Annotated in this window: 17 protein-coding genes; 14 read left to right on the forward strand and 3 right to left on the reverse strand. The window is 38.7% G+C overall.

What is annotated here, in order from left to right:
* The 4 genes from AC0KSB_RS00550 to AC0KSB_RS00565 all read left to right on the forward strand — a co-directional run.
* Positions 1 to 300, forward strand: a 300-nt coding sequence (locus AC0KSB_RS00550; protein ID WP_472305715.1) for a transposase, incomplete at its 5' end; no start/stop codon positions are given.
* Positions 301 to 303: 3 nt separating this feature from the next.
* Positions 304 to 2,193, forward strand: coding sequence for a DUF5050 domain-containing protein (locus AC0KSB_RS00555; RefSeq protein ID WP_472305716.1), 1,890 nt, complete (start codon positions 304 to 306; stop codon positions 2,191 to 2,193).
* A 215-nt stretch (positions 2,194 to 2,408) separates the two neighbouring features.
* Complete coding sequence (locus AC0KSB_RS00560) at positions 2,409 to 3,044, forward strand: TetR/AcrR family transcriptional regulator (RefSeq protein WP_472305717.1); 636 nt, start codon at positions 2,409 to 2,411, stop codon at positions 3,042 to 3,044.
* A gap of 49 nt (positions 3,045 to 3,093) precedes the next feature.
* Positions 3,094 to 5,454, forward strand: a complete 2,361-nt coding sequence (locus tag AC0KSB_RS00565; RefSeq protein WP_472305718.1) for a hypothetical protein — start codon at positions 3,094 to 3,096, stop codon at positions 5,452 to 5,454.
* Here AC0KSB_RS00565 and AC0KSB_RS00570 read toward each other — a convergent pair.
* Complete coding sequence (locus AC0KSB_RS00570) at positions 5,420 to 6,847, reverse strand: PQQ-dependent sugar dehydrogenase (RefSeq protein ID WP_472305719.1); 1,428 nt, start codon at positions 6,845 to 6,847, stop codon at positions 5,420 to 5,422. The genes AC0KSB_RS00565 and AC0KSB_RS00570 overlap by 35 nt on opposite strands.
* A gap of 253 nt (positions 6,848 to 7,100) precedes the next feature.
* Between AC0KSB_RS00570 and AC0KSB_RS00575 the strand changes: the two genes are divergently transcribed.
* The 3 genes from AC0KSB_RS00575 (at position 7,101) to AC0KSB_RS00585 (ending at position 8,939) form a co-directional block, all read left to right on the forward strand.
* Positions 7,101 to 7,442, forward strand: a complete 342-nt coding sequence (locus tag AC0KSB_RS00575) for a hypothetical protein (RefSeq protein ID WP_472305720.1) — start codon at positions 7,101 to 7,103, stop codon at positions 7,440 to 7,442.
* Positions 7,435 to 8,613 carry a cation:proton antiporter gene (locus tag AC0KSB_RS00580; protein WP_472305721.1) on the forward strand — a complete coding sequence of 393 codons (1,179 nt, stop codon included), beginning with the start codon at positions 7,435 to 7,437 and terminating at the stop codon, positions 8,611 to 8,613. Before AC0KSB_RS00575 ends, AC0KSB_RS00580 begins: the two co-directional genes overlap by 8 nt.
* Positions 8,614 to 8,813: 200 nt before the next feature.
* Entirely contained in the window at positions 8,814 to 8,939 is a 126-nt protein-coding gene (locus tag AC0KSB_RS00585) for a hypothetical protein (RefSeq protein ID WP_472305722.1), read from the forward strand.
* A gap of 160 nt (positions 8,940 to 9,099) precedes the next feature.
* On the opposite strand, the gene AC0KSB_RS00590 is transcribed toward AC0KSB_RS00585, so the two are convergent.
* On the reverse strand, positions 9,100 to 10,479 hold the full coding sequence (locus AC0KSB_RS00590) for a DEAD/DEAH box helicase (RefSeq protein WP_472305723.1): 1,380 nt from the start codon (positions 10,477 to 10,479) through the stop codon (positions 9,100 to 9,102).
* Positions 10,480 to 10,835: 356 nt separating this feature from the next.
* On the opposite strand from AC0KSB_RS00590, the gene AC0KSB_RS00595 reads away from it, so the two are divergent.
* The 7 genes from AC0KSB_RS00595 to AC0KSB_RS00625 all read left to right on the forward strand — a co-directional run bounded on the left by AC0KSB_RS00595 (position 10,836) and on the right by AC0KSB_RS00625 (position 18,604).
* Positions 10,836 to 11,927 carry a substrate-binding domain-containing protein gene (locus tag AC0KSB_RS00595; RefSeq protein ID WP_472305724.1) on the forward strand — a complete coding sequence of 364 codons (1,092 nt, stop codon included), beginning with the start codon at positions 10,836 to 10,838 and terminating at the stop codon, positions 11,925 to 11,927.
* Between the two features lie 123 nt (positions 11,928 to 12,050).
* On the forward strand, positions 12,051 to 13,535 hold the full coding sequence (locus AC0KSB_RS00600) for a sugar ABC transporter ATP-binding protein (protein WP_472305725.1): 1,485 nt from the start codon (positions 12,051 to 12,053) through the stop codon (positions 13,533 to 13,535).
* Positions 13,536 to 13,547: 12 nt separating this feature from the next.
* The gene (locus AC0KSB_RS00605) at positions 13,548 to 14,546 is read left to right on the forward strand and encodes an ABC transporter permease (RefSeq protein WP_472305726.1); all 999 of its coding nucleotides are present in this window, start codon (positions 13,548 to 13,550) and stop codon (positions 14,544 to 14,546) included.
* A 14-nt stretch (positions 14,547 to 14,560) separates the two neighbouring features.
* The gene (locus tag AC0KSB_RS00610) at positions 14,561 to 15,541 is read left to right on the forward strand and encodes an ABC transporter permease (protein ID WP_472305727.1); all 981 of its coding nucleotides are present in this window, start codon (positions 14,561 to 14,563) and stop codon (positions 15,539 to 15,541) included.
* A gap of 86 nt (positions 15,542 to 15,627) precedes the next feature.
* Entirely contained in the window at positions 15,628 to 16,638 is a 1,011-nt protein-coding gene (locus AC0KSB_RS00615; RefSeq protein ID WP_472305728.1) for a dihydroxyacetone kinase subunit DhaK, read from the forward strand.
* Between the two features lie 57 nt (positions 16,639 to 16,695).
* Entirely contained in the window at positions 16,696 to 17,322 is a 627-nt protein-coding gene (locus AC0KSB_RS00620; protein WP_472305729.1) for a dihydroxyacetone kinase family protein, read from the forward strand.
* Between the two features lie 286 nt (positions 17,323 to 17,608).
* Positions 17,609 to 18,604, forward strand: coding sequence for a LacI family DNA-binding transcriptional regulator (locus tag AC0KSB_RS00625; protein ID WP_472305730.1), 996 nt, complete (start codon positions 17,609 to 17,611; stop codon positions 18,602 to 18,604).
* Positions 18,605 to 18,657: 53 nt separating this feature from the next.
* On the opposite strand, the gene AC0KSB_RS00630 is transcribed toward AC0KSB_RS00625, so the two are convergent.
* Positions 18,658 to 19,254, reverse strand: a complete 597-nt coding sequence (locus tag AC0KSB_RS00630) for a TetR/AcrR family transcriptional regulator (RefSeq protein ID WP_472305731.1) — start codon at positions 19,252 to 19,254, stop codon at positions 18,658 to 18,660.
* Between the last annotated feature and the right edge of the window lie 50 nt (positions 19,255 to 19,304).

Raw genomic sequence — 19,304 nt, forward strand, 5'->3', positions numbered from 1 at the left:
GATAGCTTCGACGAGATTACGGCTGTTTTTGCTTTGCCGGAAGCCTATCGCAAACGACTGAGAACCAGTAACAGCATAGAACGACTCAACGAAGAGCTACGTCGTAGGGAACGCGTTATACGGATATTCCCCAATGATGACAGTCTTATCCGACTGATGGGAGCAGTTCTGATGGAGCACCATGAAAAATGGTTGACCGGCAAAAAGTATTTCATAATGGATCGCTACTTTGATGAGAGAGAAACAGCAAGAAAAGAAGCGTTAGCAGAACGAGCAGCATACCTGCATGTTGTCACCTGATTCATGCAGATACCGGAAGACAATTTACACCAACTTTTTGGACTTGACTGTTCTGAGCATACAGAAATTTATTATGATTATGATAATAACATAAGAAAATTTATGGTTCATGATGAAGCAATATATTATAGTAGAAACAATTATGATGATTTATATGATGGGATTTATTCGATAGATATTGCCAGTGGTAATGAAAAAAAATTGGTGGCCACATTTTGCGATAATTTTACATTCTATGATGGAAAACTTCTATACGAAGGAGACTCAAATAGTAGTATAGTTGCTACATATGCTTACGATTTTGATCTTGATAGTACAGTTTTAGTATTTGAAGGAAAAATCAGCTATCCTTGCATTATTGATGAGTATGTGTTTTTCTTGGCAAGTAATAATATAGACTACGCTAGAGAACTGACAAGAATGAATCTTAGAACTCTAGAAACTGAGACATATGAACCAAGAACACTTGGAAGAACCGTTGTTACGGATCAGTATATATTTTTTGTTGATGAGAGAGATTGGAGTATTTATCGCAGTGATAAGGATGGGCGTAATATCATTAAGTTGACTAGCGGTTATTGTAGAGAGCTTTATGTACATGAAAATACGGTTCTTTATATAGGATATGCTAACGGATATAGTGATGAGAGTGTATATGTAGATGGTGTTTTTGCTAAAGATTTTTTACCTTATGGATTATTTGCAGTTGATTTTGAAGGAGAAGAGGCTCGTTGGGTTGATAAAGAAGCAAGGTATGACTCAGTATTCTACAAAAACAATACTTTCAATATCCGAAAATCAAATATTTATTCTAAAGATATAGGTGTTGCAGAACAATCAACAAATAATAAGCCGATATTGACAGAAAATATTAACAATAAGATAAAGACTATTTTTACTATTGCTGATGATTGGATATATTGCAGTATTGAAAATGATAATGATCAATCTGCTTTGGCAAGAATATATATAGATGGTAGCCGAGTTGAATATTTATACGATAATAATGTATATAATCTTAAATATTATGATAAAATGCTTTATTTTTGCAGTTACGGACAATCACAACAATTTATCAAGATGCGTACAGACGGTACTAATGAATCAGTAATTACGACAGAACCAATTTCTGAATATGTAATTCAAGATGACTGGATATACTATATTGATAGAGAAACACAATTTATAAATAAAATCAGAAATGACGGAACTGGACAGAGGAGACTAAATGAGGTTTCAAGTGCCTTTATTCAGGTTGAACAATCTAAAATATATTTTACAAATATGTATGATAAAGGGAAAATTTATGAGATGGATCTCGAAGGTAATAATTCAAAAATAAGAGTCGATCTATTTAACGACTATAGTGATCATACAAATTATTTCACGTTTGGCGTTGATGATTATAAGAAAGCAGAAAAACCAACTGTAGAATATGCAGCAGATGAAATACTATCTTTTGAAGATTCGGAATTTGAACGATTCCTGTGTGCTATGTTTAATAAAGAGCCAGGTACAATAACAGGTAGTGATTTGCTTAGCGTTCGCTTTTTTGGATACTATGATGGACACCCACAATATGAATCAGATCTTAAAAATTTAGGCGCGAATGTTTTATTAGAAAAAAGCATGATTTATTTCAACACATCTTCATTGTCCTATAATATTGATGTTCCTGAAATCATGTTTGATGAAGCAAGCGGAGATACCCTTACATACCGAAACGAATGTATAAAAATGAGTGTTATTAGCAGAGATTGGATGTCAGAGCATGTTTTAAAATATATGTACTATTTCAAAAACCTGGAAGCAGTACTTTTGGCATATTTTGAATTACCCGATGAATTAAATTTACCAGAAGGTGCAGGATACTTTGGCATTAGTATATACTGATTTCGAAAAAAATATCTGTAATAAGCTATTCTTGAAACGCTTGCTTTGTCTAAAGGCCAGTGGTTATGGGAGAGAAAAAGCGAAAACTTTCTTGTGTAGAATCTGTTTTGCTGATTAACACTATACAAAGCGATTGTTTGCGTGTTAATATTAATTGACTACGGTCATTTAATGTTGAAATCGAAATATGTCGGTACGCAAAGGACGTGATAGTTATGTCTTATGACGGCAAGAACAGAAGAGAAATGGCTGATAAGACGAGGCAGAAAATATATGATAGTGCGGCAAAACTGCTTGCTATTAATGATTATAAAGATGTGAGTGTTGATTCGATCGTAAAAATGGCTGGTGTGGCTAAAGGCTCTTTTTATGTTCATTTTGAATCGAAGGACGCTTTAATTAGAACAATGATTCAAGAACAGGTCAGGGAAGCGGATGCCGACTATAAGAGTTTCCTAAAGTCTTTCGCTGATGATGAGTCAGCTGAGGTAATGATGCTTGCTTTGATCAGCAGAATAGCTGATGTTTTGGTAAATAAGATCGGCTGCGATAAGATGAAAGTGGTTTATAGAGCTCAGATCGCAAAGGATGTCGATACTGCTTTAATTTCCGACTATAATAGAGAAATTTATGCGCTGTTTAGTAATATTTTGGAGCGTGGAATCAAGAGCGGTGAATTTTGCACTAATATTACACTTGATATTTTGACTAAGCATTTTATGATGGCTATTCGGGGGATTACCTATGAATGGTGTATTCGGCATCCTGATTTTGACTACAAAGCACAGGCTCTGCTACATTTTAGAATTTTGCTGGAGGGCATCCGTAATTGCTCGGATGTGAAGGGTTAGCAATAGAGGTGAGTATAACTTATCGTGCAGGTTAAGCGAGGAGATTTTGATGATGATTAAGCGTCTGACTGCTGTTTTTATTTGTTTGTGTCTTGTTTTCATTTTTGTTCCGGTTTTTGGTGATGAAGAGCAAGGCTTTATTGTTAATATTCTTGAGGGCGAGGACAATAGTTATACATATTCTTCTGGTAGGTTAATTTTTACCAGAGACGGAACTTATGAAGTAAGCATGGCTGACGATGTATCAACTACTTCTGATGTGATTAAGATATCTGAGGGTGTTGTAGCTGTATTGAAGATAAATAATCTCAATATCGAATTAAATAATGACAGTGCTTTATCGGTTGCGGCGAAAGCTGTATGTGAGCTTGAATTGATGGGAGATAGTGAATTCGATGTCTCTGGTGCCGTTAATACTTATGCTGCCGTACATGTTCCTGATGGCGCAAGTTTAAACATCAAAGGAGAAGGTAGCTTATTGGCTATTTCCAATTCAGGTGCAGGCATCGGAGGAGGAGACGGCGAAAATGGCGATGCTGGCAATATAACGATAAGTGGTGGATCTGTTGATGCACAAAGCGCTTTTGGAGCTGGCATCGGTGATGGATATGGAGGCGCTGGCAGTAATATTACGATAAGTGGTGGAATAGTTTCGGTTCAAAGTCATAGTGGAGCAGGTATTGGTAATGGTGCTGATTATAGTGGTACTCCACAAGATAAAAGCGGTAATATTACGATCAACGGTGGTACTGTCACGGCTTATTCACTTTTTGGTGCCGGTATAGGTAGTGGTTCCCAGACGAGTAGTAATCATATTACAATAAAAGATGGTACAGTTGTTGCACGAAGTGAGTATGGAGCTGGTATAGGAAGAGGAGTTGATTCTGCGGACAAAAGCGGTGTGATTACTATAGATGGCGGTAAAATTATCGCAGAAAGTTTTCAGGGAGCAGGTATTGGAGGTGGCTCCAGTAGTTCCGGCGGTGTGGTTATTATAAATGGTGGCGAGATTACCGCAAATAGCAATTATGGAGCAGGTATTGGCGGGGGTGATCTCTTTGGCTACTCAATAGATCAAGATATCGGAACTTTAGTTACAATAAGCAACGGAACAATTGAAGCCAAATCCAAAAGCGGTGCAGGTATTGGTGGAGGGGTTTTTGGCAACGGCGGCATTGTCTACATCGCCGGTGGTTCGATTTTGGCATCTTCGGAAAGCGCCGAGGCATTTGGTCATGGCTGGGTGGTACCTAATCACCCTCCTCTTGATAATGGTATTCTGTTTGACCGGCCTGAAGGATCACCTGTTTATTTGACAGAGTTTACCACCGATCTTGGTGAGAGCACTTTTCTTGAAGCTGATTCTATAGTGTTAAGTGGCAAGGCATATGGTTATGGTACCAAAAACTTGCGAACAGATGAGGCTGGGAAGTTGTATTTTTATTTGCCAGAAGGATTAACAGTTGCAAAATATAATGGCACCAATTACATAGCATATGTGCAGTCAACTGAAACAAATTCTTTTGAACTGAGACCGGAACAGAAAACCGCTTCTGGTATCATTGTCAACAACATACCTTATCTAAAACTCTTAGCTAACTACGATGACTTTGGTTTTGAAATCAAAGATAATGAAACTGAACTGGCAGTATCAACAGATATTTTTCTGCCCATCGTGCGTGCAAAAATGTATAATTCTGTTTATCCAGAAGCAGTTAAATTATCTGTCCGTTTAGCTGATATATTTTCCTTATCATTTCAAGACGAAGTAAATGAGATTGACAAATTGCTCGCTGCAAAACTCATTGAAACTGCTCCTGATCCCTCTACACTGGCAAAAGCAGAGCAGCTTCTTGTGCTTGATATTTCTCTTCGTACTATAGCAGATGACATAGCTGTTCAGCCGGATAACGGTCTCGTAACAATTTCTATGCCTCTACCTGACGGTTATGATCCGAATAAGACTATGATAGCTCATAGAAAGTCAGATGGAACTATCGAATTTATGGAAAGCACGATTGAAAATGGCTGGATAACCTTTAGCACAGGTAGTTTCTCAAGTTTTATCTTGTTCGAAATGAATATAACGGTTGCCGAGCTAATGTCTCCCCTGCCCTCTGATAATTCAGATAATTCGCAGGATTATCAGGATTCAACTACAGACAGCAATTCTTCTGGTACCGAAGACATTGGCGGCGAAGAGGTCTCTCCTGACGATAGTGGTCAGGCAAATACTAATAACGAGGTTAAGGGATTTCCTGTCGATAGCAAAGAGATACCAAAGACGGGTGAATTTAGTCAAACTGGATCGTGGGCAATAATTATCTTGGCAGCAATCCTGGTTGCTTCTATCGTGAGAAGGAAAATAACAACTACTAGCCAATTCGATAGAGTCTTCCGCCGTCGGTGACTGCATAAAGAGCTCCGTCTGGCCCTTCGCAAACATCGCGGAATCTCTGCCCTTCGTCGGAAAGTAGTCTTTCTTCGGCGACCACTTTGCCGTTATCGATGACCAGTCGGGCTATATGTTGACTGACAAGACCTCCGATAAAAAGATTACCTTGCCATTCTGGCATCTTATCAGAAGTGTAGAACGTCATACCGCTTGGTGCAAGTGACGGATCCCAGTAATAAACCGGTTGTTCCATCCCGGGCATAGCTGATTTTGCTCCGGGAATTGGATCGCCGGAATATTCTGTGCCGTAGCTTATCTCCGGCCAGCCATAATTTTTGCCGGCTTTGATCAGGTTAAGCTCGTCACCGCCCTTGGGTCCCATCTCACTGATCCAGACATCTCCTGTATCTGGCTGAATTGCCAATCCTTGGACATTGCGATGTCCATATGAATAAATCTCCGGCAGCGCACCGGCTGTGCCGATAAAAGGATTGCTTGATGCGGGTTCGCCGTCAGATGTAATATGAACTACTTTGCCATGACCGTTGTCGAGAGTTTGAGCGTTTGGTCTGGTTCTCAGATCTGATCTTTCGCCGGTAGTAACAAAGATATTTCCGTCTTGGTCGAAAGCTAATCGGCTGCCAAAATGCATGCTGTTGTCAAAATATGGTATAGCTCTCCAGATGATTTCAAAATTCTCAATTCTGCTTTCGTCATCGGCAAGGCGACCTTTTCCCAGTGCAGTTAAAGAACCTTGATTTGTTGCTTCTGCCAGTGTGAAGTAAAGCATTCGGCTCGACAAAAAATCAGGTGCCGGTTTCACATCCAGCAGGCCGCCTTGATTCCGGTCATCTACTGCGGGAAAACCGCCAATCGGCTCACTTAAATTTCCTTCTGTAGATAAAAAACGTATTGTGCCGGCTTTTTCAGTTATGACAAGTCGGCCGTCCGGCATAGCAGCAACTGCCCATGGACTACGCAGATCTTCAGTCAAAATGGTTACGGAGAAAGGTGTTTTTGTAACCGTGCCGGGTGCTCTGGTTTGACCTTCAAAAGCTGGTGGGTAGTCGGTGTAAGGAGGATTAGTTTCTACTGGCGGTAGAAGTGTAAGTTCAGGTGTAGGACTTGGTGCTTCTGTTGTTTTTGTCGTGGAAGTTTCATTTGTTTCTTCGGAAGTGGTTTTTGCCGTGGAATTATCCGGGTTTTGTGTTGTGCTGTCTCTATCGCCATTTGATGTATCTGTCGCAGCTTCGCCCGGTGGTTGTGATGTTTCCTCTGTGCCCGAGTCTCCCGCTGCGCAGGCGCTTAGTACAAATGATAAAAGAAATATGATCATCAGAAAACCTGATACTTTCTTTATAGTAAATACGTTGGAAGCCTTTTTAGATGCAGATAATATTTTTTTCATGGAAAACACCTCATTATCGATTCATTATCGCTTCTTCATTGGCTCATTATCGATTCATTATTGCCTAGGTATGCGTTGATTATAACCTGTCTACCCGGGGGTATTGGAATAACCATGGTTACCAACGCTATAATTTGTGGGAAAGAAAAGCGATATAAGTTAATTAGATCAAATGATGAAGGAATGTCAGGTTTAAGTATTGGCTGAAGTTTGATAGAATGGGGGCATTATTTGTTTTTCGGAGGCAGAAAACATGCAAATGCTTGTACTGGTACTGAATAAAACAGAAAAACTGGATGATATTCTCAAGGCGTTGCTTGATATCGGCGTTCGTGGCGCGACGATTATTGATAGTACTGGTATGGCCAGGGCTCTTGATCGTGATGAGTTGTCCATTTTTGGTTCGTTGCGAATGATTGTGGATAAAGACAGGGAAACTAACAAAACTGTTTTTATAGCTGTTCAGGATAGCCTGGTTGACAAGGCTCGTGAAACGATCGATCTGGTTGTGGGTGGTCTGTGTCGACCGGATACAGGTGTTCTGATTGGATTGCCGATAAATTTCTTTGATGGAAAGGTGTCGGAAGATGACTGAACAGTTCGTTTATCTTGCTATTGCTATGATTCTTGGTTTGCTTGGTGCTGCCCTGGCCAATAAGCTTAAACTACCTTCTGTTACAGGGTATCTGACTGCTGGTCTTGTTTTAGGGCTGATCAAAGTTATTCCAATGGAAACTCTGCATGGTTTCGCTTTGCTGACAGACCTGGCGCTCGGTTTTATCGCTTTTTCAATAGGCAATGAACTGAAACTGTCGATTTTGCGCAGGCTTGGAAAAACACCGATTCTAATAACGGTTGGGGAAGCAATGGGCGCTGTTGCTGTTTTGTTTGTCCTGCTGCTGATCTTTGGCTATCCGCTGCCGACGGCTCTGATGTTGTCTGCGATTGGTGCTTCAACGGCACCGGCGGCAACCCTTATGATTGTCAGACAATATAGGGCAGAAGGGCCTGTGACTCGGATGTTGCTGCCGGTAGTGGCTATGGATAATACCATCGCGCTCATAACCTTTTCAATCGCAGCAGCAATTTCGGAAGTATTAGTTGCTGGCAGTTCAATCTCTTTTGTCTGGATGATTTTATATCCCATACTTGAAATCGGCGGATCGCTTTTGGCTGGTTTCGTCATAGGTCTCTTGCTTTCTATGATGATACGATATTTTGAAAAAGACAATGACCGTCTTGCGCTGGTAATTGCCGCAGTATTGCTTGGTGTTGGGATTTCGGCATGGATTCATCTTTCTGCGCTTCTGGTCTGCATGGCAGCTGGTGCGACGATGAGTAATCTCAGCAAGAGTTCGCTTCGTGTATTCAAACTGACAGATGCCTTTACACCGCCGCTTTTTTTAATTTTTCTAGTCTTGTCCGGTGCTGAATTAAATCTTACAATGCTTCGTACACTAGGTGTTATGGGTGTGATTTATATTATTGGCAGAGCTATCGGCAAAATTGGAGGCAGCTTTATCGGTAGTCGTCTGGCAAAGGCGGAACCAGTTATTCAAAAACATATGGGCTTCACTTTGATTCCGCAAGCTGGCGTCGCAATAGGTCTTTCTCTGGCCGCGGTCAGGATTCTGCCTGAGTACGGCGAACAAATAAGAGTTGTTATTCTGAGTGCGACGATGATATATGAACTTGTTGGGCCGGTTATTACACGCCTGGCGCTGAAAAGTGCCGGTGAACTTCCTGATCTTGAAAAAAACTGCTGATAAGAGGAAGTGTGCTAGCTTTTGTCCAAAGAAAACTTCAAATCAATGAAACAATTATTTTGATGATTTTCGACCGCCTCAGGGCAATCCGGGGATCGGGTGGATAATGGGATCTACGGGATATTTGGGCAATCCGGGATCGGGTGGATAATGGACAATGTGGGTAATCAGGGGGAGTGGCAGGATAATGGGGGCAATCCATGATCGGCTGGACGGTGCGGGCGCACAAGAATTTGGTGTTTGTGTCTGGAAATGACTGGTATAAGGTTGTTACAGGTGAATTAGATATAAATATGTGTGTGGCACCTGGTGCCACACATCAATAAAGCTTTTTCCCGTGGAAAAACTTCTACCACAGGCGTTTCCTGAGAAATTTAAAATAAGCTTGCCTGACACATGTGTCAGACAAGCCTTTTTTCGATAAAGCTGCTAAATCAGTAACCGCAAGCTTTTCCAGGGTTTCGGTTGCTTTATGTGAGTGGTACATTAAATCCGTTCTACGGGGCGGCTTCTCCCAGATGAGATAGGGCGTCTGCGCTGAGATTGTAGGGAGCGACCGCCTGTCTGCCCGGTGCGGTTTGATGCACTTCTATTGCTTCTGTTGCCCTGCCCTGATCCGGTCGCTGCTCTGTTGCTTCTGCCTGGTCTGGCGGTACGATTGCGATCAAACATTTTGGTTGTGGTAGCAGTTTCGGTACCGGTCGCTGCAGCTATTTCGTTAGTTTGTAGAAAGGGGTGCTCTTCTACTTTTGGGATGCTGCGGCCGCAAAGTTTTTCGATATCACGTAGGTATTTCTTTTCTTCTACATCACAAAAGGAAATTGCGACTCCTTCATGGCCGGCTCTGCCGGTTCTGCCGATGCGGTGAATGTATGATTCCGGAATTTCAGGCAAGTCATAATTTATTACATGTGATAATTCGTCGATATCGATGCCTCTGGCGGCAATGTCTGTGGCTACCAGGATGCGGATTTTGTGGTTCTTGAAATTGCTAAGTGCAATCTGGCGGGCATTTTGTGATTTGTTGCCATGTATTGCCTGGGCACTGATATTGCGCTTGTTCAATTCTTTGACAACACGATCTGCTCCGTGTTTAGTTCTGGTAAAAACAAGTAATGATGTTAGTGAATTGTCTTTTATCAAAAACTCTAATAATTTGAATTTGCTTTTCTTGTTCACCATATAAAGTGACTGGCTGATTTTGTCTACTGTTGGTGAATCAGGTGTTATAGATACCTTTACCGGATCTTTCAAAATAGAGCGTGATAACATTATGATTTCTTTTGGCATAGTAGCTGAGAAAAAAAGTGTCTGTCTTTCTTTGGAGGTCTGGGCGATGATGTATTTAACATCGCGTGCAAAACCCATATCGAGCATCCTGTCAGCTTCATCAAGAGTCAGAATTTCTACATTCTGCAAATCTACCAATCCTTGATTCATCAAGTCTTTTAGGCGTCCTGGTGTAGCTACCAGAACATCTGCACCTCTTGCCAGTGCCTGTTCTTGTGGTTTTTGCGAAACTCCTCCAAAAATAACGCTGATTCGGAGTTTTATATTACTGCCATAAGCACATAGATTTTCGTATATTTGTAAAGCCAGTTCCCTGGTGGGTGTTAAAATTAATGACCTGACATGGCCGCTGGAATTTCTTTTTGCTCTTACCGGTTCGCCTTTTTCGAGGTTTTGTAAAATTGGTACTGCAAAAGCGGCTGTTTTGCCTGTGCCTGTCTGGGCAACAGCCAGCAGATCTCTGCCGGCGATTATCGGTGGTATAGCCTGGCTTTGTATTGGCGTGGGTTTTAAATAGTTTTCTGTTTTAAGTGATTTGAGTATTGAGGGAATAATGCTTAATTCTTGGAATGTCATGAAATCTCCTTGATTATTAATTTGTTCGTAGTCAACCTGACACTTATACCACATATTCGGTACAAAAGATATAGAGAAATCTGAAAGTTGTGTCATTAATTCAAAATAACAAAAGTGTTTACTAAACAAATAAAAACAAAAATGCATGAGTTTACGACCTTGTTTTGTTGTTAAATACATAAATATTTGCTTTTTTTACAATTTTACTGGTTGTAATGTACATAAAATTTCAAAAATAGGCTTGACATTGCTGAAAAATAAAGATAATATTTCATTAACGTTTATTAAACAAATAAACGTTGTGCAGTAAATGGTTTTGTCAAACGCTAATGAGCACTATTGTAAAGGAGATTATTATGAAAAAGGCTACTAGAAAAGTTCTGGCATTGTTACTGTGTATGGTTTTAACACTTTCGATTGCAGGATGTGGTTCTGTTAATGACACAGAGGGTACTCCTACAACAGAAAAAGCTGTTACTGAAGGTAATGATACAGAAGGAAATGACACACAGGCTTCAGATGATGGTAATAAAGATGGTTACACAATAGCAGTTGTACCAAAATTGACCAGTATCGCCTGGTTCCAAAGAATGGAAGTAGGTGTCAATGAATTTGCTGAAGAAACAGGTATTGATGCTTTTTATACAGGTCCTTCAGAGGGTGATGGTGCGCTTCAGGCTCAAGTTATAGAAGATCTGATTGCTCAAAAAGTTGATGCTATTTGCGTAGTTCCATTTTCTACAGAAGCACTGGAACCAGTTCTAAAAAAAGCTATGGATGCCGGTATAGTCGTTATTGCACATGAAGCTGCTAACATGACAAATATCGATTATGATATCGAAGCATTCGACAATGAAGAGTATGGCAGACACTTTATGGAAAGAATCGGAGAATTAACAAATGGAGAAGGTGAATACATTTTAACAGTTGGTTCACTTACTTCTGCTTCGCATAATCAATGGGTAGATGCTGCTAAGGCTTTGCAGGAAGAAAAATTCCCTAATATGTCTCAGTTTGGAGATAAAATTGAAACTGCAGATGATCAGTCCGTATCTTATGACCGGGTTAAAGAAGCTTTGACTGCCAATCCCAATATAGCTGCTATACAAGGTTCTGCTATGCCGGATGTAGCGGGTGCGGCTCTTGCTGTTGAAGAACTAGGTTTAGCTGGTAAAGTCAAAATAGTTGGCACATCTTTGGTTTCTGTTGCTGGAAAATATGTTGAAAATGGAACTATAGATACCATCTCTTTCTGGGATCCTGCTTTAGCCGGTAAAGCAATGATACAGCTTGCTATTAAAGTTCTAGATGGTGAAAGTATTGAAAGTGGTTTGGACTTAGGGGTAGAAGGGTATAATAATTTAACTCTTGACGACAAGGTTTTTTATGGTCAAGCATGGATTGATGTAACAAAAGATAATGTAGATGATCCTGCTTTCGGATTCTGAGTTTTTATAAATAGGAATAGTTCAAACATTGTATGAATAAAAGTACGAACTTTATTGGCTTTATCTTAATTTAAAAATGAAGTTCGTACTTTTTTATTACACTATATCTGGCAGGTGGATGATATGTCTGATGCATTTATGAAATTGAAAAGAATTGAAAAATCTTTTGGTGGTGTGCAAGCCTTAAAAGGTGTTGATTTAGAGATAAGAAGAGGGGAAATACACTGCCTGGCTGGAGAGAATGGCTCTGGGAAATCTACTTTGATTAAAATTATATCCGGTGTTCACAATGCGACTGCCGGTAGTGTTTACATAGATGGTAAAGATGTTGGAAAACTGACTCCTATGGATGCGATTAATTATGGTACCCAGGTTATATATCAGGATTTTGCAGTTTTCCCTAATCTTACTGTGGCTGAAAATATTGCTATGAACCGAGCTGTTATGACAAAAGCCAAGAGAATGAATTGGAGTGAGTCAAGAAAAATAGCTTGCGAAGCAATGGAAAAAGTAGGAGCCCATATTGACCCTGATATTTTGGTAGAAAGGTTATCAGTTGCAAATAAGCAAATGGTTGCAATTTGTAGAGCCATAATCAATGATGCCAAACTTTTGATACTAGATGAACCAACAACTGCTTTGACAGCAAAAGAAGTAGAGAAATTGAATACTATTATCAGAAATCTAAAAGATAAGGGTATAGGAATTGTTATTGTAAATCACAAGCTGGATGAAATATATGAGATTGCTGATTATTTAACGATTTTGAGAAATGGTGAAAGTGTCGCTTGTGGTCCCATTGGTGAATTTGATAGAGCTAGGTTCATAAAAAATCTGACTGGAAGAGATATTGTAGATACTAAATATCAGCCTGTTGCGTCAAAAGAAGAAGTCATAAGAGTTGAAAATTACTCTAGAAAAGGTGCGTTTGAAAATGTAAATTTTGTACTCAAAAAAGGTGATGTTCTAGGAATCACCGGACTTCTTGGCTCTGGGCGTGGAGAAATTGCTGATGCTTTATTCGGACTTGCTCCTGCAGATTCAGGCAAAGTATATAAATATGGAAAAGAAATTGAAATCAACTCAGTAGAAGATGCTATTAATAATAAAATTGGTTATGTGCCCGAAGACCGTTTAACGCAAGGCTTATTTCTGGATATGTCAATTCAGGATAATACTGTATCCTCTTCGATAAAAAAGTATTACAAAAAAGGCAAAATTAATTACTCTAAGATGTATGAGGATACAAAAGATTGGATTTCTAAAATAGGGTGCGTTGCTCCTTCGCCGGACGTAAAAATCAGAACTTTGTCCGGAGGCAATGCTCAAAAAATTGTTTTAGCTAAATGGTTAAATGCGCAGCCCGATTTAATTATTCTAAATGGACCTACAGTGGGTGTTGATATAGGTGCAAAGTCAGATATTCATAGCAAACTTCATGATCTGGCTAGAAAAGGTGTAGGAATAATTGTTATTTCGGATGATTTGTCAGAGCTGATAATCAATTGTAACAAAATCATAGTTATGAATAACGGGAAAATATCTGTAGAAATCAATACCAGAGACTATGATGAAAGCGAGCTGGCTGGTTTGCTTAATCAGGATTAAAGGGGGTGCGATATGAAAAACAAGCTGAAATATAAAGTTGTTTCGAATGAAATGATAGTTATATGTATAATTTTTGGGCTTTCTTTGCTCATTGGATTGGTTAACAGTGCTTTTTTTGGCGTGCCAACATTAATCAGTCTTACTCGTTCGATGTTGGTGACTTTGATATTTGCTATAGCGGAAATGATAGTTGTGGTTTCCGGCGGTATAGATATTTCTTTTCCGGCGGTTGCATGTCTTTCTCTTTACGGAACAGTAAAGTTTATGTTGGCTATGGAAATAGACAATGCTTTATTTGCCTTTGTGATGGCTGCCGTAATAGGGATATCAATAGGTTTCATAAATGCAATTCTTATAGCTAAATTCAAAATACTACCGTTGATTGCGACTTTGGGTGTTAGCAGTTTTGTCAGTGGCGGAACGCTTGCTTTTTTAGGTACAAATGAAATTTCAAATATACCTAAAAATGTAGATAAGCTATCACAGATGTTTTTGTTTACATATACGAATCAAAATGACATTAAATTTTCTATGACGGTTTTAGTTTTGATACCGGTAATTATTTATCTGGGTGCTCATATAATTATGCGGCATACTATGTTGGGTAGAGGGTTTTATGCAGTCGGTGGAGACCCTAATGCTGCCAGAATAGCTGGTTTTAATGTCACCAGAATACAATTTATTTCTTATATGACTTCTGGTTGTCTTGCTGGCATAGGTGGTATGACATATATGATTTTGATGAGGCAAGCAAGTCCTCAAGCTTTGATGGGCAGTGAGATGATGGTTATCGCTGCTGTTGTAATAGGGGGGACAAGAATAAGTGGTGGCCATGGTTCTGTATTAGGAACTTTTCTAGGAGTTACTTTAATTGCACTTGTTCAAAACAATTTGATCATGCTCGGAATTCCGACGCATTTTCAAACCCTTGTTGTTGCACTGATCATAGTCATGGGTACCACTATTACATCTGTAAGAGCAAAAAGAATAGCTAATAGTGCAAAGATATAAGGAGGTGGCAAAAGGTGAACAAAATTATTTCAACTCTGAAAAAAACGGATAAAGATTCGGCTACCTTATTTTCAATTGCTGTTGTGATATTTGCAGTAATGAGTATTCTGTCACCAAAAACTTTTTTGAGTGCTACAAATCTTCAGGGGATGGGTATTCAATTTGCAGAGTTTGGTATTCTGGCTTTTGGTATGTTGCTGGCTATGATTTCCGGAGGTATAGATCTATCCCTTGTCGGTATTGCGAACTTTTCAGGAATAGTAGCATCGGTGGTAATGATCAGGCTTGGAGGCAGTAATTTTTCGATTGTTGTGGGTGTTTTTGCCGCTTTGATAATCGGTCTGCTATGTGGTTTGCTTAATGGCTTTTTTATAGGTTATTTGCAAATAACGCCTATGCTGGTAACTCTTTTTGGGTTGCAGCTTTATACCGGATTGGGGCTGCTGATTACCAAAGGGCCTGCAATTACAGGATTGCCTGCTGCTTTTAGCATGATTGCAAATGGAACGTTACTTGGATTCCCGATTGCAATCATTATATTTATTATAGTGGCAATTATTATGAGTTTTCTACTTAAGTCAACTATTTACGGTAGAGAAGTTCGTTATATGGGTACTAATTCAGTAGCATCAAAATACGCAGGTATAAATAATCTTAAAGTGACGCTGAAGACTTATGCATTTTCTGGAATAATGGGCAGCATAGGAGGTATTCTTATTTCTTCTCATTATAATTCCGCAAAATCAGATTATGGAAGTTCATATACATTGCTGACATTGCTGATAGTTGTGCTAGGGGGAACGAACCCTAACGGTGGGTATGGAAAAGTTGGCAGTGTTACTTTATCTATTATTGTATTGCAATTGATTTCCAGTGCTTTTAACATTTTGCGGGTAAATGCTTTTATAAAAACCTTTGTCTGGGGTCTTTTGCTGATATTGATTATGATTGCCAATTATCTGGTGGCAAGAAGAAAACAACAAAAAGCCAACTAATAATTATATGAAAACAAATAAGAGTATATTTGACAGAAACTGTTAACTCTAAAATAAAAAACTTGAAATACAAGGAGGAATTAGAAATGAAAAAAATAATTAACAAACCGGAAAATTATGTGAATGAGATGTTGGAAGGGCTATATATCGCACATCCTGATCTGATAACTTATACCAATGATGATCTTCGCTGCTTGGTGTCGGCTAATAAAAAAGAAGGCAAGGTAGCTATTGCTACCGGTGGTGGATCAGGGCATTTGCCTTTGTTTTTGGGTTATGTGGGAAAAGGTATGCTGGATGGATGTTCTGTTGGTGATGTTTTCCAATCGCCCAGCGCAGAACAGATGCAGGCAGTTACAAAAGAAATTGATTCTGGAGCAGGTGTCCTTTATATATATGGAAATTATAATGGAGATATATTCAATTTTGATATGGCCGCTGAATTGGCGGACTTTGAAGATGAAATACGAGTCGAAAGTGTTGTTGCCGGAGAAGATGTTGCGTCTGGTCCTTTGGCAAAAGAAGGTGAAAAAAACACAAGAAGAGGGGTTGCTGGAATATTCTTTGTTTATAAATGTGCTGGTGCAGCAGCTGACGCAATGTTGAATCTGGATGAGGTTAAGCGTGTGGCTCAAAAGGCTGCTGCTAATGTCAGATCTATCGGAGTGGCTTTGACTCCTTGTATAGTTCCTCGAGTTGGAGAGCCAGGTTTTTCCATTGGTGAGGATGAAATGGAAATAGGCATGGGGATACATGGTGAAACCGGTATACGTCGCGGGAAAATAGAAACTGCAGACAAAATAGTAGACGAAATGTTAAATAAGCTAATAGAAGATATCCCACATGAAGAGGGAGATGAATTTGCAGTCCTGGTCAATGGTCTGGGTGCAACGCCTCTAGATGAACAGTATATAGTAACTAGAAGAATTGAATCTCATCTCAAAGAGAAAAACCTTAAATCTTACAGATATTATATTGGCGAATATGCAACCTCGCTTGAAATGGCTGGTTTTTCTATTTCTTTGCTTAAATTGGATAAAGAGTTAAAAGACCATCTGAATGCGCCTGCGCAAACGCCGTTTTTCGTCCAGTTATAAGACCGTATATAAAAAACAAAGTTTGAATTAAAATTTAAGAAGAGGAGGTTTGATGTTTTGGACAGATTATATATAGATAAATTTTTTAAAGAGCTGCAAGATATTATGTGCGAGAATACAAAGTATTTAATAAAACTGGATAGTGTTGTTGGGGACGGCGATTTAGGACTGACAATGAGTGATGGTTTTGTAGCTGCTTATAAAAGCGTAATGGCAAACGAAACATCTGATATAGGCAAATTGCTTTTTGGTGCAGGTAAAGCAATGTCTCAGGCGGTGCCTTCGACTATGGGTACTCTTATGGCATCAGGTCTTATGCAGGCTGGTAAGGTTCTAAAGGGTAAACAAGAGTTAGAATTTGAAGATATTGTTGATTTTTTTCAAGCTTATTTTGATGGTGTTGCGAACAGAGGTAAGGCTAAGGTTGGTGATAAAACATTTTTAGATGGATTAGAACCGGCGGTTTTTTCGCTCAAAATATCTTTGCAGACTGGTGATTCTTTAATCACAGCGGCAGAGAAGGCAAAAAAAGCAGCTGAGGAAGGCTTTTTAAATACAACAAAAATGATTGCGGTTCATGGACGCGCAGCTTCAAGAGGAGAAATGTCAAGATCTTTAGAAGATCCGGGAGCTGCGGTTGCTGTGCTAATCATGAAAGCATTTGAAAATTCGCTCAAAAAATAATTATAGTTTTAAGAAAAGTTTAGCTGTTTTAGCCCTGCAGGTATTAGCATAATTCAATTTGGAAATCTTTTGCTAATGCTTTTCCTGCAAGGGCTGAAACATGTATTTTGAAACATGAAATGCCATTTGCTCTTGATTAAAATCTGGTTATAATAGAGAGCAGGTAACTAATATCTGTGACCTGAAGATATGAATTGCTGGTATATTTTCTGAAAGGTTTTATAAAAGCAGAATCTCAGGTTTGAAAATTTAGTATTTTATCCTATGTTTTAAGGAGCAAAAAAATTTGAATTTAAGAAAGTTGTCAAAAATCGCAGGTGTATCTCCTTCTACTATTTCGTTGGTGCTAAATAACAGGCCGGGAGTAAGTGAAGAAACACGCAAGCATGTCTTGGATGTTATTGCACAAAACAATTATATTTTGCCTAAAAAGACTGATAATAAAAAGCAAATAGCTTTTATTAAGTATATTAAAAACGGTATGATTGTTGAAGAAAATTCAGGTTTCATATCTAATATTATGGATTCTATCCATAATGAATGTATGAACCATAATTATAGTTTGAATATTATAGTTTCAGAAAATTGTCTGGAAAAAACTCTTATAGATCTCAATTATGATAATTATCAGGGAATAATTCTTGTAGGGACTGAATTAGAATGCGTGTCATATCCACTTTTGAATCGGATACCTATTCCTTTTGTTGTGCTTGACAATATTATGCCGAACCTAAACTGTACTAGTGTGGCTATAAACAATAGCGAAATAGTATATAAAGCTTTGGAATATCTTGCTTCAACTGGTCATAAAGAAATAGCCTATTTTAGAAGTGATATGAGTATTCAGAATTTTGAAGAAAGAACGGAGACTTTTTTGACGGCTCATAAACAGCATTCTCTAACATATAAACCTGAGCATGAATTTTTCCTGACTCCTACACTCATAGGGGCTTATGAGGCCATGAAAAAATATCTGGAAAAAGGAGTGTCTTTGCCGGATTGTGTTTTTGCCGATAATGATACAATCGCAATAGGAGCTATAAAAGCGCTAAAAGAGTTTGGCTATAAAGTTCCTGAAAATATTTCAATAATTGGTTTTGATGATATACATTTTTCTGCAATTAATTCCCTTACGACGATGTCCGTGCCGACTAAACTGATGGGTTCGGTTGCTTTTAAACAATTGTTAAACGCTATGGAAGAACCTTCAAAGTACAGCATGAAAATACGTATTGGTGGCGAATTAGTTATTCGTGATAGTGTTAAAAACAAGTTGGATTAAATATATTGAAAAAGTATAGCTTTCAATATGATCGTTATAGAAAATGAGCTTTTTCATCCTTTTTCAAAAATGGCGTCCATAATCAGATTTAATTCTTTTTCCAGGCGTTCGGCTATTTCATAGCTGAAATCATGCAGGCACCAGTCAATGATGCTGCCGCGAACATATTTTATTAGCATATCTGCAGCTTCTTCTGGGGCAAGTGTTTGGTTCAAAAATTGATCCGATGCCCTTATACAGGATAGAACTGCCCTGTAGTATTTTCTGTTTGGATCTACTGCGGAGTGATTTGAGTCATTCAGTATATTTAAATAATATTCTTTGATAAGTGGACCTGCTTCTGTAACAATGAAATTTGTCTGTTGAAGTAAAATTTTCATGATAGCTTTTTTAGGAGGTCTGCAATCTTCTGTGGATCTTTTTTTGTCCTCAAAATGTTCATTTAAAGTTTCGTCAAATAAAAGAAAAGACTTGTTCATGACGTCTTGTTTGGATTGAAAGTGATGATAAAAGGCGCCTATGGAAACATTGGCTTTTTTGCATATTTCTTTAATGCTGGTTTTTTTCCAGCCGCGTTCGCGAACTATTATTATTGCAGCTTGAAGTATAGCTTGTTGAGTTTCTTCTGATCTTTTTTGAACTTTTTTCATAAAACATACCTCTTTAAATTTGATTGTAATGTGCATATATGATAAATTAA

It is taken from the genome of Ercella succinigenes (assembly GCF_900002895.1).